The sequence below is a fragment of the Sphaerospermopsis aphanizomenoides BCCUSP55 genome (assembly GCF_001586785.1).
GTDB lineage: Bacteria > Cyanobacteriota > Cyanobacteriia > Cyanobacteriales > Nostocaceae > Sphaerospermopsis_A > Sphaerospermopsis_A aphanizomenoides_A.
In genome coordinates, this window is the sequence record NZ_LUFH02000015.1 from 1 (window position 1) to 22,045 (window position 22,045).

Sequence of the window (22,045 nt, forward strand, 5' to 3'; positions counted from 1 at the left end):
AAAGTCGCACGCCCAGATTTAACTGAGAGGTGCGGAGGATAATACCTCCCATCGACTCAACCAATACATCTTTCCTTAAATATTGTAAAATTCACGTAATAAGCTAGGGGTGTTAGTTTACAAAACGCCTCAGCTGCAAAGGAGACACAAAAGTGGAAGAAAATAACCAAGGTAATACAGAACAAGGTTCTCAGGGAACAATTGTAGTTGCTGGAGAGCGCCCTATTGGTAGCAGCGACTTACAAGTTGCAGAAACAGTATCAATTGCTGGCTTACGTCCTATCACAACAAGTAGTTTACAAGTAGTTGAGACTTACAATGTAATGGGTATTCGTCCCATTAGTGCTAACACTTTCCAAGTTGTGAGCAGTATTAACTTATCTGGTATTCGTCCCATCAGTTCTAGTGCATTGGTAGTTTCAGAAAACTATTCCATATTTGGCAATCGTCCAGTAGCATCAAATACTATTGATGATTCTGATAGCCTGATGGGTTTTCTCGATTAATCTCAAAACTTACCCCCATATCCTAATTAACCCGGTTTGATCAATAAACTGGGTTTTTTATTATAAGAAAATCGAGTGAGCCACAACCACCGAGATAAAGTATCGGAGCAAGGCATTGATACTTTATCGTGCTAAGAAACAGTGGATGTAGGCGAACGGATTGCTCCTTTAGGGGCAGTCATGATATATTTGTTTTCAACAGGAACGGTAATTAACCTGTATAAAAACCTAACTGCCTAACGGCAATCTGTACCTTGACAACTAAATCTATGGGGTTCTACTTCGTAGTTCTAGTATCACCTGGAAGTAGGTAAAAGATTTACAGGTACTAGACGACACAGAATTTAACTCAAACAAAATTTGCAGTGATGCAACTACCTCGCCCGCTGGGGGAAAGTAACGCTTAGGGAGAGAACCACCTCTGGGTTAGACACCGCAAGGGATCTAAACTAAGTAGACTCGTTGAACTAAGAATCTGCGCTCCTTTAGGACGCAGAGTGTCAATCTAGGAATAGGAATATAAATTTAAAGTCATACCAATTTTAAAAATGATTGTTACAGATGTAGGTTGGGTTGAGGTACGTTAGCGTAGCGTGCCGTAGGCATAAACCAAAGTTTCAAAACTTTGTGGAAGTTGGGTTTCACTTTGTTCAACCCAACCTACTCATCTGTCGCATTTTAAACTCTATTTAAACTCTATTTAAACTCTATTTAATTACTCCTTTTTACATAGATAACTATTATATCTTGTATACCTTGTGGTGGAAGTTTTAAGGTAATATTCAAGCTAATTTGGTATGGTAATTAGCAAATATAGGTAAAAAAAATGAGCTTAGAAAAACGGGCAAAAGCCACAGGTAAAAATATTGAAGGTAAAGCACAAGAAGCATTAGGAAATATTACTGGTGATCCAGAAGATAAAGCTGAAGGTAAAGCCAAGCAAGCCGAAAGCGAAGTACGTCATGGTGTTGAAGACGTAAAAGATAATGTCAAACAAAAACTTGATTAAATAAGAGTTCGTAGTTGTATTAAAAACAAAATGCAACTACGAATAAATATGTTTTCTGAGGAGGTAAATTATGATTTTGTTACAGCAGAGTCGCAAAATATTGACGGCTTTAGTTTTGATTTTAATCCTCACTTTAACTACAGCTTGCGGTGGTGGAAGAGTTGCAGAATCAAACCGTACTATTACCCCATCAGCAGTGGGTAGAGATGTTACTTATGCTGAATTAGAGCGTGGTAATACTCCAGGGGGACAAAATTTCGGTAACTGGGTTGTGCAAACTTCTAAAGGATTAGTTACTGATGCTTATGTGCGAGATAATAACAAGCTAGGTGTGGTTATTTCTCCGCAAGTTAGTCCGAATGACGTGCGACCTTTAGCAAATTCTTTGGTGCAAGGTTTTAGAAAGAATTTTCCTAATCAAGATTTGAAGGTTTTGATATATGCACCTGATAAAAAATTAATTTTGACTGCTGATTATATTGCTCAAACTAATCAAATTAGGTATAGCTAACCATAAAGATTTTCATTGTGTAAATAGTGTAAATATAAAACAGGAGATAAGTCACGTGAGAAGTAGTGAAGAATATAAACGCGACATAATGAAAGATTTGGCTCAGGGAAACGTAGAATCTTTGGATAATATGCCGACAGATACAACAAATGAATATGAAACATTTGATGATTTCGCTCAACGGACAACAACAGACCAACGTCGGCAATTATTTAGTCAATCTTTGCATCCAGAACGCATTCCTCCTAGTCAAATGGAGCCAGAATTACAAAAGGCAATTGCTCAAATTAAACCCAATGAACGGGATGATGTAGCAAAGGCATTTTTCAAACAGTTAAAAGAACGAGGACTGGACGAAAAAAGGTTAGAACAACAGTTAAATCTTTCTACTCACAACCCTAACCGCATGACTGCTGATGATGTGAGTAATCTGGCATCTTTCACCTATCATAATCATCCTGATGTTTTTCGTGAGGTGTTAGCGGAACAACCAGGAATTATCAAGTTTCTCAGTAATCCTATTGTGGCAGGAATTATTGGGATTGCGGCGGCTAAATGGTTGGGTAGTCGGAAGTGATCATCTGTAATTTTGTAGGGTGGGTAATGCTCACTCTACACCCTGATCATCAGTTCAGACTTAGGGTATAAAATCTGCATCAAGAACTTCTGTTACGGAAAAAGGCGGCTCTTCGGGGAATAGATTTGAGGAAAGCTGATATTTATTAATTGTGTCTTTTCTAGCATCTTGATAACAGTCTAGAAAAACATCATTTAAAATAGCTTTTAAACTAGGACTATCTGCCAGAGTATATGCTATTTGTCGTCTTTGTTCAACAACTGTATTACGCCAACCCCTAGCGTTATAATCTTTTTCTTCTGTCCAATATTGTAGTTTTAATAAATGTTCAATTAGGACAACTAGGCGAGTTTTTAGTTCTTTCTTTTCCCTCCGTCCCATACTATCAATTTCTTCAATCAAGTTCTCAATATCTAGTTGTTCTAAATCTCTTTCTTTCAACTGTTGAACTGTGGTTTGTATCCATAGGTAAAAATCTTGATCATATAATTTTTTGTTGTTATCAACTGTCAGCATAAATTTTTCTCCTGACTCAAGTTATGGTTAACAATATTGTACGAGGAATAAAAAGGACAAACTGATTAGTTAGCGATGCTCTATCGAATCTCAAGTCATAAATTTTGAGAAATACTCTCAGAAAGGATTATTCCTATTTTCTATCTATCCAATAGTTTGGCTTGCGTTGAAGGTGCATTACAGCTAAGATTTGAATTTTATCACCATAAACTCTGTAAACTATGCCATAGGGAAATCCATCAATATGGCAACGTCTAGTATTTTGAATCATTAGTGTCCAAGCATTTGGGAAATTAACTATGCGGTTAAGTGTTTTTTCAACCGCATTAAGAAAAGTATTGCCAAGTTTAGAACTAATGTTATCGTAATATAAAGTCGCTTCTTCAAGTTCTATTTGTGCATAAGGATCAAATTCAATCAACATCACCGATTCCTTAATCTTTGTAATACTTCATCGGCTGGTATTAACGTAACTTGACCTTCATCTATTGCCTGAATGCGATTTGCAATTTCTGTTTCCCAAGCGGCCTCGACTTCAGGATTAATTTCATCAAGACTTTTGAGAAGATGTTCAGCAAGCATCGCTCTGTATAGAGGAGGTAAGGTTAATACTGCTCCAAAAATTTCGTCGTAAGTAACGTCAGCCATACAGAAAACTCCTGACAGAGTGCGGTAATGACATCTTAGCATAAATGCGCTTAACCCACCCTACAGGCTAGGGGCGAAAATTAAGCGCGTGCAAATATAACCCTGTTAGAAACTCAGGTAAATAGTAAGTCTCCTATTATGGGATAGTTGCAAAAATCAAATCTTAGATGCTATGGTTCAGATGTCTAAGGTTAGCTGTTTTGGTAGCTGTTGTAAAATTAAATCAACAAAATCTTTATTCCATTTGATGACTCCATTGCGAAAATCTCCAAATGGCTTTGCTTTTTTAGTAGGTTGCCATTGCCAGTCCTCCTTAATTTTTTCGATGTATCCTAGATTTGCTACCATCGTGTAAAAACTTTCTAGACTCCATTCTCCTCCAGTTTCTCGACAAAGTATTTTACGTAGTACATCTTCATCAAGATATTGCGGTTGCTGAGAGTCGGTATTTTGTGGCATCATAAATTGACTCCTATTTTTTCTAAGGAATTGGAGTTAAGTGATTTTGACGTATCTGGCAAAAGATACGATAAAGAACCGTCAGCACTGCTACCTGGTGTACCAGTCCAGGTAGTCTGACTTTTAATTCAAAAATGTTAAGAAAGCTTTAACACCAGTGCCATAAGTAATCTACCACAGCTAGTCTCTGGCTGTCAAGAAAAAGCACTATTTCTTATTTTATATATCCTATTAGACAATATACACTATCTATTCCATATTGTCAACTGGTTTGTGGTGTTAAATATATTTATAATTTCAAGCCGCGCTATCTACTATATCATACCTGTTTCTAAAATTCTGAAATTCTGGTTTCTATGGTTCATCAAATAAACACCCGACTTCTATGATCAATTGATAATTTATTGACAAGATCAAAAAAGAAGTCGGGATCTGATGTTGATTGTTTTGGTTGTGGGATTTGCGATCGCCTACACCACCATCCAACCTTCACCCTGACCACCTGATTGCTTGATCAAGTAATCTAAAATTCTATCACTGCGTACCAAAGCAGCAGTATCAATCATCAAGTGTAAATATCTCTATATATCAGCTAGGAAACACCTTTGATAAATCTAAAACTAAATCAGGGAAATGTGGCAATTTAACAGACTCATGAGGTAACAAAATTAACTTACGACGATAATCAAAATTGCCTTGAGAATCTTGATAAGGTTCACTGTAGCAATCTAAACGATGATTGATTAAATTAAAAATCCAATAATCAGAAATAGCTGCTTCTGCATATAAAGGTAATTTCACTTCTTGGTCATATTTCAAAGTAGAGTTAGAAATTTCAATTAACAGTAAAATATCAGATGGTGTGGGATGATCTATAAAATAGTCATCAGCACGATTGCGGAGAATTGCTAAATCCGGTTCTGGTTCACTGTTTGGAGGTATAGATATAGGATCTTGATTTTGTAAAGTTGCGCGATTACCTAGTAATTGTGTTAACTCTCTGATTAATCGTCTATTGAAGGTTGAATGCGATTTACCTTTTGCAGCCATTTGAATTATTTCACCTTTGATTAATTCAACTCGCTCATCTTCTCTAAAGAAGCCGAGTTCCGCTAGACGGTGATATTCAGCGATGGTGAAGCGTTTAGCAGTAACTACAGTCATAAAAGTTACAGAATTACAGAGCTATTTATATATTAACTCTGCAATACCCAGATCCCCGACTTCTGACATCAATTTATAATTTCTTGACAAGTTTAAAAAAGAAGTCGGGGATCTAATATTCAATTATCAATTGTCAATTGTCAATTATCAATTGATAAAATAAACCCCCGACTTCCTAAAGAAATCGAGGATTTAAGTATTATTTAGTTGGCAGTATTCAATTAAACAGCCGCTAATTCCTTGGTAGGACGCTTGCTGTTACGAATATTATTGATTGCTTCCGCATAATCAGGAGCATTAAAGACAGCAGAACCAGCTACAATAGCATTAGCGCCGGCTTCCAAAACTTGCCAGGTGTTATTGGCTTTCAATCCACCATCAACTTCAATCCAAGGATCTAAACCGCGTTCATCGCACATTTGACGCAACTTGCGAATTTTAGGAACTACACCAGGAATAAAGCTTTGTCCACCGAAACCGGGGTTAACGCTCATAATTAGCACTAAATCACACAGATCCAGTACATATTCAATTAATTCTAAAGGTGTACCGGGGTTGAGTACAACACCAGCTTGTTTACCGAGTTCTTTGATTTGTCCCAAAGTGCGGTGGAGGTGAGGTGAAGCGTTATGTTCAGCGTGTACAGAAATGATATCCGCACCAGCCTTAGCAAACCCTTCTACATATTTCTCAGGTTCCACAATCATTAAGTGGACATCCAGAGGCTTGGTTGTAACTGGACGAATCGCCTCCACAACCAGAGGACCTATTGTAATATTAGGTACAAAACGTCCGTCCATTACATCAACGTGAATCCAATCTGCTCCCGCTTTATCTACTGCACGAATGTCGTCACCCAGACGACTAAAATCCGCTGATAGGATAGATGGAGAGATAACTATGGGCTTTTTAGATGGGTTTTGGGTCATGGCTAGTGGGTTCTTAAGCGTCCTCGTCTGTAAGCATTGTAACAAAATATGGAGAAATCTATTCAAATTTTAAATGTCAAATTTCAAAATTTTCTATAAAGCTTTTGCCTGAAAATTGACTATGAAAAAGACTTGGATAATTTGCGGTTTGGGTGTTTCCTGCTTAACTGTGCCAGTTTTGGCATCTGTGCAGTTTGGCAGTTCATTAGGAAGTAATGGTATTGATGCGCTGAAATTACATCAACCTCCTTACAATTTAACTGGCCGCAAAATTGCGATCGGTCAGGTAGAAATTGGTCGTCCTGGTATGTTTGGCTTGGATAAAGCCGTGTCTAAAAATCGTGCTATTTCCCCTGTGGCGGTGTTTTTACGCACTGTACCAGCTAAATCAAACACTGGTGTCGATCCCCATGCTTATAATGTGGCTGCGGTGATGGTGAGCAAAGATAAAGCTTGGCCAGGAGTTGCACCAGATGCAAAGCTGTATTCTTCCGCTGTGGGATCTACGAAAAATATGGGTCAGGCAGAAGAATGTTTGTCAGCACAACATATAGCATTACAAAACGGTGATGATGTTCGTGCGATTAACTTTAGTTTTGGTGAGCCTTTAAATCGTGACCCTAGACCAGAAGCTGTTTTGGATGGAAAAGCTTTACTAACTATGTGTATTGACTGGTCGAGTCGGGTGCATGATGTCGTGTATGCGATCGCAGGCAACCAAGGCAAAGGCGGGATTCCCATTCCTACAGATAATTTTAACGCAATTAACGTGGCTTTTTCATCGCCAAGAGCAGGGATTTTTAATAAAGTTCATGTTTCTAACTTAGCAGGTAATAATCAAGGAATAGGCGATCGCCTAGCAGGTCAAGAATTTAATATTGATGGACGCAGATCAATTAGTTTAGTCGCACCTGGTACTAATATTCCTTTACTCAATCCTGATGGCAAATTGAATAAATCTACAGGTTCTAGTTTTGCCGCACCTCACGTTACAGCTACTGTGGCTTTATTACAAGAATTTGCTGACCGACAGTTAAAGTTAAAACAACCAAATTGGAATATTAATTCTCGATCTCATCAAGTAATGAAAGCTGTATTATTAAATTCAGCCGATAAAATCCAAGACCGAGGAGATGGTTTATGGTTGGGAATGACTAGGACTTTAGTTGATAAACAAAATCGAGATTGGTTTGCTTCTGATGCTTACAAAAATACCAAAATTCCTTTAGATGATCAAATGGGTTCTGGACATTTAAATGCTTTTCGTGCTTATCAACAATTTCTTCCCGGTCAATGGCAACCTACCACTGCTATTCCTCCAGTTGGCTGGGATTATAATAACATCAATACTGCCTCATCTGTAGAATATAATTTAGACAAACCTTTAGCACAGAATAGTTTTGTAACGATTACTTTAACTTGGGATAGATTAGTTGAATTAAAAGATACAAATCAAAATCAACAATATGATGTGGATGAAAGTTTTGAAGATAAGGGATTAAATAATCTCGACCTTTATTTAGTTAAGGAAGATGCTAAAAATTTAGAATCTGGAGTTGTTTGTGCATCAACTAGTGAAATTGATAATGTAGAGCATATTTTTTGTCCAGTTCCTGTAACGGGTAAATATAAAATTCGCGTGCAGTTTAAACAACAGGTGAATGAAAAAACTCAAACCTATGGTTTAGCTTGGTGGACTGCATCTGTTAAGTGAGAAGTAAGTAATCAGTAATCAGTAATCAGTAATCAGCTATTATCTGGAATTTATGAGCATTTTTAGCGAGGAATGAGGAATTGATTTTGGTATCGGTTTACCTTAAAAATCCTTTAAACTTAGCCTGAGAAACAGTTTTAGCTGACTGCTGACTGCTGATAGCTGAATGCTTTGTCCTAGGGGTAGCAGCATCACTAGCTTTGCTGGGTATAAATTTGATTTGTCCAGATTTGCAAAATAACAGCATCCTCTATGGGGAGTATTTTGGCATATTGGCAGACATTTTTCCTAAAACTCATCATAATAATGGGGCAGTAGGTCAGAGCAAAATTAGTCACAAAATGTTAATTTAGAAAACTATGACTAAGTTTTACTGCCCTACATCTACCAATGCCTTATCTTACTGCTGCTAGGGATATTCGTTCCCTGATTACTAAATATACCAACTCTCAAACTCTGTGGATAGATACAGAAGTTGCCGACTTCAAAAGTCGTAATTCTCGCTTATCGCTGATTCAAATATTGGATAATCCTCAAGATATGACTGGTGACAGTGTTTATATTTTGGATGTCCTAGAACAGCCTGATGTGATTGCTGATTTTATTGAGCAAATAATGATGAATGCAGCTATCGAAAAGGTTTTTCATAATGCTAGTTATGATGTGAAATTTTTAGGAAATAAAAAAGCAAAAAATATTACTTGCACTTTAGAAATGGCTAAAAGTATACCCTATCATATTCTACCTTTGCCTAACTATCAATTAAAAACTCTGGCTGCTGTACTTTGTAATTTCCACAGTATTGATAAAGGAGAACAAGGAAGCGATTGGGGTCAAAGACCATTAACTGATGAACAAATAGAATATGCTTATTTCGATTGTATTTATTTGGCGCAAATACATTTGCAATTATTAGCATTGCAGTCAAAGATGCACACAGACCCAGCCACAGAAGATTTAACTAAGCTTTCTGAAAGATATACAGAAGTGGAACAGCAACGCAAGTTAATAAATTCTGAATTTGATTATTTACAAGAGCGATTAAAAAAAGCAATGCAAATGCAAAATATATCAGAAACTGAATATTGTAAGCTGTCTGGATATGAACGTAAATCTGTCAAGGTGAAATTTACAGAACTGATGCGATTGGTGGAAAATCAAGATATTGATTTGGATTTTCCAATTACTCTGACAGAGAAATTGCAAAAAGAATTAGGCAGAAATTTGGAACAGTTAGATGTAGATGTTGAAAAAACTTCTGTTTGGCGATTAATTGCTAAAACTCAGGAGAATGATGCTAGTGATGAGTCATAAATTACAGTAGCAGTAATAAATTTTTACTCTCATGCTATGGGAATGAATCCTCTAAGGCATACCATCTTTAACGTCATTCCCATTCGGAAATTTTAAACTAGATAATAAAATGGTAAGACATAAACAATTTCATATTTTTAAAATGAGCGTATTTATACATTAATTTTCATATTTTTAGTTTAATTTGAAAAAAAGTTTAACTATATTTGAAAAATATCAGGAAAGCTTGTCAATTGAGTCAAAATCTCTAGCACAAGTTAGAATTATTGTGGAGTAACACCAATAAATTAGATTATGGTAATGATTTCCTTACGGTATGAAAGCGATTTATAAGAACTTATGAAAGGGCAGTTATTGACACACAAACGGCAATTGTTAGGCAGAATATTCACGATAGCAGTGGTTACTGGTTTCAGTGGAATTTTATGCGTTTCTTGCAATAGGGGTCAGGATGTTTTAGTGACAGAAATAGGGGTCAGTCCTCCGAATCGTCTCACACAAAAAACATCCAAAGCTGGAGAATTCTATATTCAAGGACAGAATCAGCACGCTAAAGGTAATTCCCAAGCTGCTATTGCTGCCTATAGTAGATCGATTAGCCTTAATTCTCAATATGCACCGGCTTTCAAAAGTCGAGGGTTAGCATATTTTGATATTGGGAATAAACAGGGGGCGATTGCAGATTATAATCAAGCATTGCGTCTCAATCCCAATGATGCAGAAACCTATAATAATAGAGGAAATGCCCGTGCATCACTGGGAGATCAACAAAATGCAATCGCAGATTATAATGAAGCTATTCGCCTAGCTAATAACTACGCCGAAGCTTATAATAACAGAGGAAATGCCCGCGCTACCCAGGGAGATAAAAGTGGGGCGCTGGAAGATTATACTCAAGCGATTCGGATCGATCAAAACTATTCTGTTGCCTACAATAACCGGGGCAATACCTATGCTTCCCAGGGAGAACAACAGAAAGCGATCGCAGATTATAATGAAGCTATCCGCCTCAATCCCAACTTCGGCCCTGCTTTCAATAATCGCGGAAATGCCTTTGCTGCTAGTGGAGATAAACGGAGTGCGCTACAAGACTTACAACGGGCAGCAGCGATATTTGATAAAGAAGGCAACAAACAATTGTATCAACAAGTAATGAAAAATATTGAGGAATTGGGAAAGTAATTCGTAATTCGTAATTATAAATTACTACCCAGTCCCCAGTCCCCAATAATCTATTCTTCAAAACTTGGAGTACGTAAATCTTCCACCAAAGCTTGAATATCTGCTGGTGGAGGTGGTGTTAAACGAGAAACTATCAGGGTGACTACAAAATTAATCACCATTCCTAAAGTACCGATACCTTCAGCAGAAACTCCAAAAAACCAAGGTGTCATTCCACCAAATTTCACCCCAACAATATAGATAATGGTGAAAATTAAACCTGTTAACATTCCCGCAATAGCACCTTGAGAATTTGTGCGTTTATCAAAAATTCCTAAAACTATCACCGGGAAGAAACTAGCAGCAGCTAAACCAAAGGCAAAAGCTACAACTTGAGACACAAAACCAGGAGGGTTAACACCAAAATAACCCGCAAGAACTAAGGCAAAACCAACAACAACCCGCCCCACAAATACCCGTTTTTCTTCCGAAGCTGTTTCATCAAAAATCCGATAATAAAGGTCATGGGCAACGGAACTAGAAATTACCAATAATAAACCCGAAGCTGTTGATAATGCTGCGGCTAAACCACCTGCTGCCACTAAAGCTATTACCCAAGGTGCAAGTTTAGCAACTTCTGGAGTAGAGAGAACAATAATATCGTTGTCGATGGTAATTTCGTTGGTATCTTTTTTGGGAGTTAACTGTAATTTACCATCTTGGTTTTTATCTTCAAAAGTGAGTAATTTGGTTTTTTCCCATTTATTAGCCCAGTCTAATTGTCTGACTTCTTCAACTGTATGGTTGTGGAGAGACTGAATTAAATTGTAACGGGCAAACATAGATAAAGCCGGGGCTGTGGTGTAAAGAATGGCAATAAATAATAATGCCCAACCAGCAGAAAATCTCGCTGCCCGCACATTAGGAACAGTGTAAAATCGGACAATAATATGGGGTAAACCAGCAGTACCTACCATCAAAGCCACAGTGGTAAACAATACATCCAACATCGTTTTATTAGCAAACGGTTGGGTATATTCTTGAAATCCTAAATCTGTCTGAATTTTATTTAAGTTGTCAGCAACATCACTAAAGGTAAATGCTAATTGGGGAACAGGATTTCCTGTGAGAATAAAGGCAATGGCAATGGCAGGAATTAAATAAGCTAAAATCAAAATACAGTATTGGGCAACTTGTGTCCAAGTAATACCTTTCATTCCTCCCAAAACTGCAAAAAAACCAACGATAACAATACCGATAATCACACCAGTATTGATATCAACTTGTAAAAAGCGGCTAAATACAATCCCCACACCGCGCATTTGTCCTGCAACATAGGTGAGGGAAACGAAAATGGCTGCAACTACCGCAACTAAACGAGCGAGATTTGATTTATAGCGATCGCCTACAAAATCTGGTACAGTATATTTACCAAACTTCCGTAAATATGGGGCTAATAATAAAGCTAATAAAACATAGCCACCGGTCCAACCCATCAAATAAATTGAACCATCATAACCCAGGGTTGAAATTAACCCAGCCATCGAAATAAACGAAGCCGCAGACATCCAATCTGCTGCTGTCGCTGCACCGTTAGCAATAGAAGGAATACCTTGACCGGCAATAAAGAAATCTTTGGTATTTTCTACCCGTGACTGCCAACCAATGTAAATGTAGAGAACAAAAGAAAGTCCTACTATTAAAATCGTCCAAAGTTCAACTGACACCGTTTCTCCTCACTTCTTAATCTTATATTTGCGGTCTAATTTATCCATTTGGAAAGCATAGGTAAAAATCAAACCCACAAAAATCAAAATAGATCCTTGTTGTGCCATCCAAAAGCCAAAAGGCACTCCAAAAAACTTAATGGTATTTAAAGGTTGAACCAACAAAATACTAAAAACAATCGAAGCTAAAGCCCAAATAATTAAAAGATTTCTGATTAAAGCAGTGTTAGCACGCCAATAAGCACGGCGTTGTTCTTCATCCATTGTTCTTTTCCGGGGTGCATCATAGATAATTTCAATCAGCCGTTATTATCTAGCCTGACTTGGGTGTTTTGATGTTAATTTTTTTAAACGGATTTATTTTTACCGCTTTTTGCCGTTACCAAAACTGTAACCGCCAACTGTTTATGTGCTGGTAAATGCGATAGTAAACATCTGACACATCATAAGCGTCTAACTTAATGAACCGCTAAAACCACAAATGAGGTAGCAGATGAACCGACAAAAGTTTAGTGCTGTACAAAAAAACTTTTTACAAAGACGTTATGGCGTAAATTTGGGTAGACGGTATGTTTTAGCCGCAGCCAGTTTTGTGATGTTGAGTGTATTGGGATGTTCCCAAGTTGATCAAGGTAACAAATTTATGAATAAATATCATCTACCTAGTTCTGAAACTGAGTTTACAAAAGACAATCTCTAAAATTTTCTTGTATATTCAATTTTGGATGGAAAATTTTAGATTTTAGATAGTTAAATCCAAAACCCAAAATCCAAAATCCAAAATCCAAAATCCAAAATCCAAAATCCAAAATCCAAAATTCTCAAGCGACGCTATCAGAAACACTAAGGGATTTTTTCGCTTCCGCTTTGGCAGATTCTTCTGGTGTCATGGGTGTAACTATTTCCTCAGATGAAGAATTTTCTGTATCATGGTTAATGATTGGTAGACGGATGGCGCTAATCACCGTTTTAATAACTACAGCGCAGGGAACCGCAACAATAACACCCAAAAGTCCGCCTATTCTTGCTCCAGTTAAGATAGAAATTAGCACCCAAACTGGATTTAAACCTGTAAAACTTCCTAAAATCCGGGGTGCAATCAAGTTTTCCAGAATTTGCTGGACAATGACAGATGCAGCTAAGACTCTAGCACCCATCCAAATATCCTGTAAGGAAACTAATAAGGTTGTCGCCGCAATTCCCACAGAACCGCCAAAGGGAATTAGAGCCATCAGACCAATGGTTAAACCAAATAATAATCCATAAGGCACTTTCAACCACAAAAAGCTGGGTATCAGGGCAGATGCCATACAAACGGAGAGAATTAGTTGGCTGATGAAGAAGTTTTGAAAGCTGAGGCGTACTGTTCTAGAAAAAGGTTCACGAAATCTCGTGGGTAGCCATTCTACTAAACTTTCCCAGAGTTCACCACCATGCTGCAATAGATAGAAGGTTAAAACCATTGTTAGCAGAAAGTCCAGCAAGCTAGTAAAGGTGACAACCGCTAAATTTAAAACTTGTCCAGCAATAGCTTGTAATTGACTCTTGACGCGATCATTAATTTGCACGACGATAGCATCAAGGTTTATTGGTAAGCCCATGCTTTCGGCTTTTTCGTTTAAGATCATTAATTGCGATCGCCCGGAGTCAATCCACTCTGGTAGACGGGCTACCAGTTGCTGGGCTTGGGTGAGTGCTAGAGGAAAGAGGGTGACACCCAGCGCCAATAAAATGGATAAAGCTAATAAAAATACTAAGATAGCAACTTGTTCTCGCCTGGCACCGTGTCTTTCCATCCAACTAACTGGGTAGTTGAGAAGAAAAGCTAGGACTGAGGCTCCAACTAAAATGACTATCAAAGAGTGGAAATAATTGAAAATAGCCGATATCGCCCAACCATTGAGAACTAATAGAGGAGCGAACAGCGCGATCGCCCCGATTCGCGCTATTGGTGTCAATGTTTGCCACCAGTCGAGTAGCTTGCGTGTCTGCATTTTTAAAATAATTGGGGATACAACTAAATAGAACTCAGTTAAATTTTTCTTTACAGACTATTATCTCTAACTATATCAGTCTCTTTCATTCCTCTAGTTTATAAACAGACCAGCCATAATGCACAATCTACCACCAATGGATAATTACCCACATCCTCAAGACAAGACAGCCTCTAGAAGACTGCTACTTTTATACTTGATTCCTGTGTTCGGCTTTTTTCCATCCCTCTGGACTCTCTATCATGGTCAGGGTAGCCGGGAACAACTAGCTGTGAGTCGTCTGTCGATTACTTTGGGCTTTATATGGATGTTAGGCTATAGTTTGTTAGCTTCTGGGGCAACTACTTCCGATTTTCTGGCAATGAGGTTGTTAATTCTTAACAGTTTTTTCACATCTGGTTACTTTCTGGTCAACATTTGGTTAATGGTTCGTATCATCCAAGGAAAATCTTACCGTTTACAAGGATTGAGCAATTTTGCCGAACGCATACTCAAGTAAGTTGCTCCCTTCGGGAATAGGAGTTCAGTAGTTCAGTAGTTCAGTAGTTCAGTAGTTCAGTAGTTCAGTAGTTCCAGGAGTAAGAAGAAAGAATTAAAATTTCCCCCTACACCCTACACCCTACACCCTACACCCTACACCCTACACCCCACACCCTCAACTCCTACATGAGTTAAATATGATCAAATCTGGTTTATGATTGCCCTACTCTAGCAACTTCTCCGGATTAACAATAAATTAAGAGAAATCCGGGTAAAGGTTTTGTAGTTCCCAAGAGCAGAAAAATCAGCACTATTAATGAGGATTAGTCTATCATAGTCTGATTTGTCTACATAAAATATATATTGATTCGGCAAATTTACGGTATTCTATCAGTCAGTGTGAGGGAATTTGTGACTAGTCAAAGAACATCAGCAGAAGATAATAAATCAGCAAAAACCAAAATCCGAGGCAAAAAGCCTCGCAAATCTAAATCAGGGCGCTGGTTATGGTTTGCGGTGGGTATGGGTGGGATTGCAATGGTGTCAGGTATGGCAGGGGCTTTGTTAGCAGTTTCTTGGGATAGTACGCCTTTGCAACAGGCGCAGCTAAGTCCACAGGATGCAGCAGTTTTTGATGGCGATCGCATTTCTGGAAATGGGTTTCAATTTTCCCAATTAACTCGCCCTGTCAATATCTTAGTTATGGGCATGAGTGTACTGCCACCAGATGTCCAAAACCCGCCTAGTGAAACCAAAGAACTCAAGTATCTCCCCCAAATCAACTCTTTTGACGGTCTTGCTGATGTGATGCTCTTGATCAAATTTGATCCAGAGACAAAAAAAATAGTTATGCTTTCTGTTCCCAGAGATACTCGCACAGAGGTTGAAGGGTTTGGAGTCAAAAAAATTAACGCCGCCAATGTTGATGGTGGTCCTGCTTTAACTGCTAAAACAGTCAGTAATCTTTTGGGTGGGGTGGGAATAGATCGTTATGTCCGCATTAATGTCCTGGGAGTTGCCAAGCTGATAGATGCTTTGGGTGGGGTAACAGTCTATGTTCCCAAAGACATGAAATATCAGGATGACTCACAACATTTATATATTAATTTAAAGGCAGGTAAACAGCATCTTAAAGGTGAACAGGCTCTACAACTGCTGCGCTTTCGCCATGATGAGTTAGGGGATATAGGTAGAATTCAACGTCAGCAAATGGTATTGCGTGCTTTGATTGAACAAAGTCTCAATCCCACAACTTTAACGCAATTACCCCAAATTCTGAATGTAGTTAAAGATAATATTGACACTAACTTAACCGTTGAAGAATTAGTTGCATTAGTTGGTTTTGGTTCTCGAACTAATCGTTCCAATATGCAGATGTTAATGCTGCCTGGTCGTTTTAGTGAGAATGGCGAATATGATGCTAGTTATTGGATACCACAAAAACGAGCAATTCAGAAATTAATGGTTCAGAATTTTGGTCTAGAATCAGAATTATTAGACACCGAAATTATAGATCCGGCTAGATTGCGTGTGGCAATTCAAGATAGCACAGGTGGCGATCGCTCTCAAATCCGTCCCCTGATTACAGCTTTGGAAAAAGCCGGATATCGCAATATCTTTATCTCTAAACCCTGGGGTGAACCTTTAGAAATTACCCACATTGTCGCCCAACAAGGAGATACCGAAAGTGCCGAATCAATTCGTAATACCCTAGGATTTGGTGAAGTGCGAGTAGAAAGCACTGGTAATATCGGTTCAGATATTAGTATTCAGGTGGGTAAAGATTGGTTAGATAACAAAGCCTTGTTTGAAGCCGGAACTAGGTAGAGGGTGCTGGGTGTTCTTAATTTTGAATTTTGGATTTTGGATTTTAGATTTTGGATTGTTTTGAGCAACTTCAATCTAAAATCTAAAATTTTCTTCCCTGTCACCTGTCACCTGTCACCTGTCACCTTTCACCTATTCCCTATTAACAAAAAGGCGTGAAATTTGTTCTCACGCCTTTATCGTTATTACTTCTCCTGATGTGAAGTTTTTTAAAGTAATATCTACCAAGATGCAGCCTTACCTCTCTTATAGGGAATACCAGTAAAAGGTTGAAAACCAATTACAGGATAGGCATCATCTGTAGGGCTAAAAATACGCATGAAGGCTTCAGAAAGAAATTGAATCATACTAGCAAGCATTTTAGTGATAGCCATAATCTTTTGACTCCTTTTTTATGCCTTTTATCTTTCATATCTATACTTTAATCCTGATATTTATTACTTGCTCATATTCGCAATATATTTCTAATATATGCAATCTTTATTAGTATTTATTTGCATTTCTTCAACAAATCTCATACTTCTACTACTTAATATGTATAGAAATACTATAGGACTCCTATCGGAATAATATTTGATTATTGATAGCTTGCGTGGCGTAGCCATACAAAACTCCGTACATCCAAATCCTCTAAAACCCTATTCCCTATTTCCTGCCTTAATGTCCTAATTATCCTGGCTACAGCTATATATTTTTGTAAAGCTCGGTACAGTCATCCAAGCAGATTCCTAGACAATTCAAAACTTAACGATGAGCGGCAATTAACTTGATCTGTTGCCCGTGATATGTTCCGTAGGTGAACACGGAAACCTTATATTTTGAGTAACCGTAATTTTCTCATTAACCCATTCAGTATATTCACTTGGGCTAACTTGTCAATATAATGGTAAATATCACATTTACATGATTAATATTTAATCTATAAAATTGACTTATCCTCGTGTAATCGTCAAAATTGTAGATATAACAATTTTGCCAAAATAGCAGTCATCTATTCAATGGTTACACCCAAACTTACTATATTGATAATTTACAGCTTTATCAAACTTTTTATTCCTTATTTTTGACTCATAAGTCTTGACATTACTCTCCTAATATCCGGGAGTATCCCAAATGTGTAAGTTGAAGGCTTGATATGAATGTATCCCTGACAACCGGAGGCATTACCGCAAAGAACGCAAAGCACACAAAGTTAAGAGGGTTGACGAAAGTTTTTATTATTGCTGAGTTTATTTTTGCATTTTTTAAGGATAATTTACATTATGAATATCAGTCAAAGCGCATTAATTTTAATAGGTTTTCAGAATGACTATTTTGATCGGGATGGTATTTTATATTCTGTGATTGAAGAATCATCCCAAGCTAATGATGTTGTCAACAATACAGTTAATTTACTCAGAAAAATAATAGCTACTCCGATTTTGATAATTACAACTCCTATTTTTTTTACTCCTGACTATAGTGAGTTATTTGAGCCTGTAGGAATTCTCAAAACGATTAAAGAGATGAAAGCTTTTCGACAGGGAACTAAAGGAGCAGAAATGATTGCCGAGTTCAGGGAATTTGAAGATCGAATTCTAGAAATTCCTGGTAAAAGAGGTCTTAATGCTTTTTCCAATACAGACCTTGATAGTGTACTCAAAAGTAAGAACATTACTAACGTCATATTAGCAGGTACGGTGACTTCTATTTGTATTGATTCTACAGGACGTTATGCTCATGAGCAAGGTTATCAAGTGCAAATTCTTTCTGATTGTACTTCTTCTAGAACCATATTTGAACACGAATTTTATACTAGCCAAATATTTCCACTATATGCCCAAGTTTCTACATCTTCACAACTGTTGATAGATTTACAATTATGCTAATTTTGCCATCTACAACATTAAAGAATATGGAATATGAACAAATCGAGTTACACACCCAAATACAATATCGTTTAATTGAAAAATTGTCGGAATCAGAAAAAAGATATCGTGATTTAGTTGAGAACCTACAAGCAATAGTTTTTACAATTGATCAAGACCAAAAAATTATATTTGTCAATCAGGCATGGACGGAAATTTTTGGTTATAGCTTTTCTGATTCAATTGGTTTAGAATTTGTTGATTTTATTCATCCAGAAGATAAGGAAAAATATTTACACTTAATCAATCATAAAGATAATCAAGGTTTAAATATAAATGTGAGCCAAGAATTGAGATTTTATCATCAGCAAGGAATGATAGTGTGGATACAATTGTCTGGTAGATTTAATTCGCTCAATTATTTATCTGGCACATTGGTCGATATTACTCAACGCAAAAAAGCAGAAGTAGCAACTAATCAAGCATTATTAAAAGAAAAAAAAATGAGAGAAAAAATGGCATTTACTAATGATAAATTAATGATTACTAATGCCGAATTAGATCGTGCTACTCGCCTCAAGGATGAGTTTTTAGCAAATATGAGCCATGAATTACGTACTCCATTAAATGCGATTTTAGGAATTTCAGAAGCATTGATGGATGAAGTTTATGGAACATTGAATGAAAGCCAAAAATCAGTAATTTGTACAATAGAACGTAGTGGTAAACATCTGCTGGAATTGATTAACGATATTCTGGAACTCTCCAAAGTTGAATCGGGCAAGTTAGAGTTAGAATTAACTCCTGTTAATTGTAAACATCTGTGTGAATTCAGTCTCACTTTTGTTAAACAACAAGCGATTAAAAAAAATCTGAAACTCAGTCTAGATATCCCTCTTGACTTACCTGATATTATGGTGGACGAAAGGCGTATGCGTCAGGTTTTAATTAATTTACTCAATAATGCTGTTAAATTTACGCCTGAAGGGGGTCGGATTAAGTTAATTGTGGATAGGGAAGAAGGGTTAAATCAGACATACGAGGAGACACTGAAAGAACCTCATTTTACTACCTCTAACAGTGATTATAACTTCGACCACCAGCAGGAATTTCTTTGTTTTTCCATTACTGATACAGGAATAGGTATAGCACCAGAAGATTTACCGAAATTATTTCAGCCTTTTGTTCAGATTGATAGTAAACTGAACCGTAAATATAACGGTACAGGATTAGGATTAGCCTTAGTTAACAGCATAACTAAAATGCATGGTGGTACAATTACATTAACTAGTGAACTGGGTAAAGGAAGTTGTTTTACAGTCCGTTTACCCTACTTAAAAGCACCACGGCAAAATATCCCATCCCCTCCACTCAAGGTTAAGCAACAGTCTGCAAGCATGACATCAACTCTCAACCAGGATTCTCAATCTCCTTTGATTTTAATTGCAGAGGATAATGAAGCAAATATAAGTACCATTGCTTTTTATTTAGAAAACCGGGGTTATAAGCTAATTTTGGCTCAAAATGGAGCAGAAGCAGTTTCTCTAGCTCAAACCGCACAGCCAAATTTAATTTTGATGGATATTCAAATGCCAATTATGGACGGACTGGAAGCAATTCGCCAGATTCGTACTTTTCCTCATTTGAATCATATTCCTATTATTGCTTTAACTGCATTGGCGATGCCAGATGATCGTGCTAAATGTTTCAGTGCTGGAGCAAATGAATACTTAACCAAACCTGTCAGAATGAAATTTTTAGCAGAGACAATTCAACAATTGCTGTCTGACCAGGAATTTTAGATTTTAGATTTGAGATTTTAGATTTGAGATTTTAGATTTTAGATTAAAAAATTTGGGGTATAGAATCTGGTTTTTCAGGACAGAAAAATAATCGCTGCGCTGCGTACGCTTCGCTAACGTAAATCCCAAATCCAAAATTTTCCAAGTAACCTGACCATAGTTAGATAAGAAATAACTATTAAAAAATATTAACTTACTTACCTTCAAAATATTATTGGCTTGTAAATCTAGGCTTACAAGGCATTTTTCGCCATTTTACGCTCAAGGCTTGACATAAATTATGGTAAAAAGTACCATAATTAAAGAAAGCACTTTTGCTAAGGCTAGAGTTATATGACCACTTGTATGGATGTGGGCTATGGCTACCAAAACCCAGAATTGACTGTCAGTCAAGAAGATTACAGCTTGCTGACGGATCTTTACCAGCTGACAATGGCAGCTTGTTACACAGGTGAGGGGATAGAACAAAAACGAGCCAGCTTTGAGTTATTTGTCAGGCGCTTACCTGAAGGTTTTGGCTATTTAATAGCAATGGGTTTGGCGCAAGCTGTGGAATATTTGGCGAAATTCCGGTTTAATTCTGCCCAAATAGCTGCTTTACAGAGAACAGGAATTTTTACTCATGCACCTGAGCGTTTCTGGTCATTACTAGCTGAAGGAACTTTTACTGGAGATGTGTGGGCTGTACCAGAAGGTACTGCGGTATTCGCCAATGAGCCATTGTTAAGAATTGAAGCACCTTTATGGCAAGCACAGTTAGTAGAAACCTATCTTCTCAATACTATTAATTATCAAACTTTAATCGCTACAAAAGCAGCTAGATTACGTGATATTGCGGGGGAAAAAGCAACTCTTTTAGAATTTGGCACACGCAGGGCTTTTAGTCCCCAAGGGTCTTTATGGGCGGCGAGGGCGGCTTTGGCTGGTGGTTTAGATGCAACTTCCAATGTGTTAGCAGCACTACAGCTAGGTGAAAAACCAAGTGGTACTATGGCACACGCTTTAGTCATGGCTTTGTCAGCTTTAGAAGGAAGTGAAGAACAAGCTTTTACAGCTTTTCATCAATATTTTCCTGGTGCGCCGTTATTAATTGATACTTATGATACTGTGACTGCGGCTCAAAGGTTGGCTTTGAAAGTCAGAACGGGAGAAATGAAATTAACGGGGGTGCGTTTAGATTCTGGAGATTTAGTTAGTTTATCAAAACAAGTGCGATCGCTCCTTCCAGAAGTTGCAATTTTCGCTAGTGGTGATTTAGATGAATGGGAAATACAACGACTAAAAACAGCAGGTGCGGAAATTGATGGTTATGGTTTAGGCACAAAATTAGTTACAGGTTCTCCTGTGAATGGAGTTTATAAATTAGTGGATATTGATGGCATTCCCGTGATGAAAATGTCTAGTGGTAAGTTTACTTATCCAGGGCAGAAGCAAATTTTTCGTACTTTTAAAGGAGGTAAGTTACAAGCAGATAAATTAGGTTTATTGGCTGAAAGTTTTGGTGAAGAAAAACCTTTATTACAGTTGGTAATGAAAGAGGGTAAACAATTACAACCACCGGAAAGTTTAACAACAATTCGTCAGCGAACTGCTAATTCTGTGGCGAGTTTATCAGAGGAAGCAAGAAGATTAGAAAATCCGATTTCTGTAAATGTGGAGATTTCGGAAATGTTGCAGAATTTGACTGACGAGACGAAATCAAAATACTAATTATGAACGCAGTTAAACAATGGACAATTAATAATTGACAATTGACAATTACCTTTCCCCAGAAGTGGGAGGAATGGGCGATAAGAATTGTTTGATTTCTTCTCCTTTCTAAGAGAGGTTTTAAACCTGGAATGAAACTATTGTCAATTA

General features: G+C 37.4%; 23 protein-coding genes. 13 read left to right on the forward strand and 10 right to left on the reverse strand.

Going from position 1 to position 22,045, the window contains the following annotated elements; all coding sequences use genetic code 11:
- The first annotated feature begins 152 nt into the window (after nucleotides 1-152).
- The 4 genes from A0J48_RS05710 to A0J48_RS05725 all read left to right on the forward strand — a co-directional run bounded on the left by A0J48_RS05710 (nucleotide 153) and on the right by A0J48_RS05725 (nucleotide 2,603).
- The gene (locus A0J48_RS05710; RefSeq protein ID WP_200321168.1) at nucleotides 153-506 is read left to right on the forward strand and encodes a hypothetical protein; all 354 of its coding nucleotides are present in this window, start codon (nucleotides 153-155) and stop codon (nucleotides 504-506) included.
- Nucleotides 507-1,332: 826 nt separating this feature from the next.
- Complete coding sequence (locus A0J48_RS05715; protein WP_200321170.1) at nucleotides 1,333-1,515, forward strand: CsbD family protein; 183 nt, start codon at nucleotides 1,333-1,335, stop codon at nucleotides 1,513-1,515.
- A gap of 70 nt (nucleotides 1,516-1,585) precedes the next feature.
- Nucleotides 1,586-2,026, forward strand: coding sequence for a hypothetical protein (locus A0J48_RS05720; protein WP_200321172.1), 441 nt, complete (start codon nucleotides 1,586-1,588; stop codon nucleotides 2,024-2,026).
- Nucleotides 2,027-2,081: 55 nt separating this feature from the next.
- Nucleotides 2,082-2,603 (forward strand): hypothetical protein, encoded by a 522-nt coding sequence (locus A0J48_RS05725; RefSeq protein ID WP_200321174.1) that lies wholly within the window; start codon nucleotides 2,082-2,084, stop codon nucleotides 2,601-2,603.
- A 60-nt stretch (nucleotides 2,604-2,663) separates the two neighbouring features.
- Here the strand turns inward: A0J48_RS05725 and A0J48_RS05730 are convergent, their stop codons facing one another.
- The 6 genes from A0J48_RS05730 to rpe form a co-directional block, all read right to left on the reverse strand.
- Nucleotides 2,664-3,119 (reverse strand): DUF29 domain-containing protein, encoded by a 456-nt coding sequence (locus A0J48_RS05730; RefSeq protein WP_200321176.1) that lies wholly within the window; start codon nucleotides 3,117-3,119, stop codon nucleotides 2,664-2,666.
- Between the two features lie 133 nt (nucleotides 3,120-3,252).
- The gene (locus A0J48_RS05735) at nucleotides 3,253-3,543 is read right to left on the reverse strand and encodes a type II toxin-antitoxin system RelE/ParE family toxin (protein ID WP_200321178.1); all 291 of its coding nucleotides are present in this window, start codon (nucleotides 3,541-3,543) and stop codon (nucleotides 3,253-3,255) included.
- Nucleotides 3,543-3,767: an addiction module protein gene (locus tag A0J48_RS05740; RefSeq protein WP_200321180.1), complete on the reverse strand. Its 225-nt coding sequence runs from the start codon at nucleotides 3,765-3,767 to the stop codon at nucleotides 3,543-3,545. The genes A0J48_RS05735 and A0J48_RS05740 overlap by 1 nt, the downstream gene beginning before the upstream one ends.
- Nucleotides 3,768-3,944: 177 nt before the next feature.
- The gene (locus tag A0J48_RS05745; RefSeq protein WP_200321182.1) at nucleotides 3,945-4,229 is read right to left on the reverse strand and encodes a hypothetical protein; all 285 of its coding nucleotides are present in this window, start codon (nucleotides 4,227-4,229) and stop codon (nucleotides 3,945-3,947) included.
- Between the two features lie 585 nt (nucleotides 4,230-4,814).
- Complete coding sequence (locus A0J48_RS05750) at nucleotides 4,815-5,390, reverse strand: Uma2 family endonuclease (RefSeq protein ID WP_200321184.1); 576 nt, start codon at nucleotides 5,388-5,390, stop codon at nucleotides 4,815-4,817.
- 221 nt (nucleotides 5,391-5,611) lie between these two features.
- Nucleotides 5,612-6,319, reverse strand: coding sequence for a ribulose-phosphate 3-epimerase (gene rpe / locus A0J48_RS05755; protein WP_200321186.1), 708 nt, complete (start codon nucleotides 6,317-6,319; stop codon nucleotides 5,612-5,614).
- Between the two features lie 121 nt (nucleotides 6,320-6,440).
- Between rpe and A0J48_RS05760 the strand changes: the two genes are divergently transcribed.
- From A0J48_RS05760 to A0J48_RS05770, 3 genes are all read left to right on the forward strand, one after another.
- Nucleotides 6,441-8,033 carry a S8 family serine peptidase gene (locus A0J48_RS05760; RefSeq protein ID WP_234300742.1) on the forward strand — a complete coding sequence of 531 codons (1,593 nt, stop codon included), beginning with the start codon at nucleotides 6,441-6,443 and terminating at the stop codon, nucleotides 8,031-8,033.
- Nucleotides 8,034-8,423: 390 nt separating this feature from the next.
- Nucleotides 8,424-9,347, forward strand: coding sequence for a ribonuclease D (locus A0J48_RS05765; RefSeq protein ID WP_200321190.1), 924 nt, complete (start codon nucleotides 8,424-8,426; stop codon nucleotides 9,345-9,347).
- 339 nt (nucleotides 9,348-9,686) lie between these two features.
- Nucleotides 9,687-10,529, forward strand: coding sequence for a tetratricopeptide repeat protein (locus A0J48_RS05770; protein ID WP_200321192.1), 843 nt, complete (start codon nucleotides 9,687-9,689; stop codon nucleotides 10,527-10,529).
- Nucleotides 10,530-10,579: 50 nt separating this feature from the next.
- Here the strand turns inward: A0J48_RS05770 and A0J48_RS05775 are convergent, their stop codons facing one another.
- Nucleotides 10,580-12,235, reverse strand: a complete 1,656-nt coding sequence (locus A0J48_RS05775; RefSeq protein WP_200321194.1) for a sodium:solute symporter family protein — start codon at nucleotides 12,233-12,235, stop codon at nucleotides 10,580-10,582.
- A 9-nt stretch (nucleotides 12,236-12,244) separates the two neighbouring features.
- Entirely contained in the window at nucleotides 12,245-12,499 is a 255-nt protein-coding gene (locus A0J48_RS05780) for a DUF4212 domain-containing protein (RefSeq protein WP_200321196.1), read from the reverse strand.
- Between the two features lie 229 nt (nucleotides 12,500-12,728).
- Here A0J48_RS05780 and A0J48_RS05785 point away from each other — a divergent pair, with 229 nt between their 5' ends.
- The gene (locus A0J48_RS05785; protein WP_200321198.1) at nucleotides 12,729-12,935 is read left to right on the forward strand and encodes a proteinase inhibitor I4 serpin; all 207 of its coding nucleotides are present in this window, start codon (nucleotides 12,729-12,731) and stop codon (nucleotides 12,933-12,935) included.
- A 121-nt stretch (nucleotides 12,936-13,056) separates the two neighbouring features.
- Here A0J48_RS05785 and A0J48_RS05790 read toward each other — a convergent pair whose 3' ends face one another.
- Nucleotides 13,057-14,229, reverse strand: coding sequence for an AI-2E family transporter (locus tag A0J48_RS05790; protein ID WP_200321200.1), 1,173 nt, complete (start codon nucleotides 14,227-14,229; stop codon nucleotides 13,057-13,059).
- 136 nt (nucleotides 14,230-14,365) lie between these two features.
- On the opposite strand from A0J48_RS05790, the gene A0J48_RS05795 reads away from it, so the two are divergent.
- Together A0J48_RS05795 and A0J48_RS05800 are read left to right on the forward strand one after the other, a co-directional pair.
- The gene (locus A0J48_RS05795) at nucleotides 14,366-14,728 is read left to right on the forward strand and encodes a hypothetical protein (protein ID WP_411841119.1); all 363 of its coding nucleotides are present in this window, start codon (nucleotides 14,366-14,368) and stop codon (nucleotides 14,726-14,728) included.
- 392 nt (nucleotides 14,729-15,120) lie between these two features.
- A complete protein-coding gene (locus tag A0J48_RS05800; RefSeq protein ID WP_200321204.1) occupies nucleotides 15,121-16,536 on the forward strand; it encodes an LCP family protein in 1,416 nt (471 codons plus the stop codon).
- A 221-nt stretch (nucleotides 16,537-16,757) separates the two neighbouring features.
- On the opposite strand, the gene A0J48_RS05805 is transcribed toward A0J48_RS05800, so the two are convergent.
- Nucleotides 16,758-16,910 (reverse strand): nicotinate phosphoribosyltransferase, encoded by a 153-nt coding sequence (locus A0J48_RS05805; protein WP_200321206.1) that lies wholly within the window; start codon nucleotides 16,908-16,910, stop codon nucleotides 16,758-16,760.
- 888 nt (nucleotides 16,911-17,798) lie between these two features.
- On the opposite strand from A0J48_RS05805, the gene A0J48_RS05810 reads away from it, so the two are divergent.
- From A0J48_RS05810 to A0J48_RS05820, 3 genes are all read left to right on the forward strand, one after another.
- Nucleotides 17,799-18,404: a cysteine hydrolase family protein gene (locus A0J48_RS05810; protein ID WP_200321208.1), complete on the forward strand. Its 606-nt coding sequence runs from the start codon at nucleotides 17,799-17,801 to the stop codon at nucleotides 18,402-18,404.
- Between the two features lie 26 nt (nucleotides 18,405-18,430).
- A complete protein-coding gene (locus tag A0J48_RS05815) occupies nucleotides 18,431-20,185 on the forward strand; it encodes a PAS domain-containing hybrid sensor histidine kinase/response regulator (RefSeq protein ID WP_200321210.1) in 1,755 nt (584 codons plus the stop codon).
- Nucleotides 20,186-20,518: 333 nt separating this feature from the next.
- Complete coding sequence (locus A0J48_RS05820; RefSeq protein WP_200321212.1) at nucleotides 20,519-21,895, forward strand: nicotinate phosphoribosyltransferase; 1,377 nt, start codon at nucleotides 20,519-20,521, stop codon at nucleotides 21,893-21,895.
- Nucleotides 21,896-22,045 lie beyond the last annotated feature (150 nt).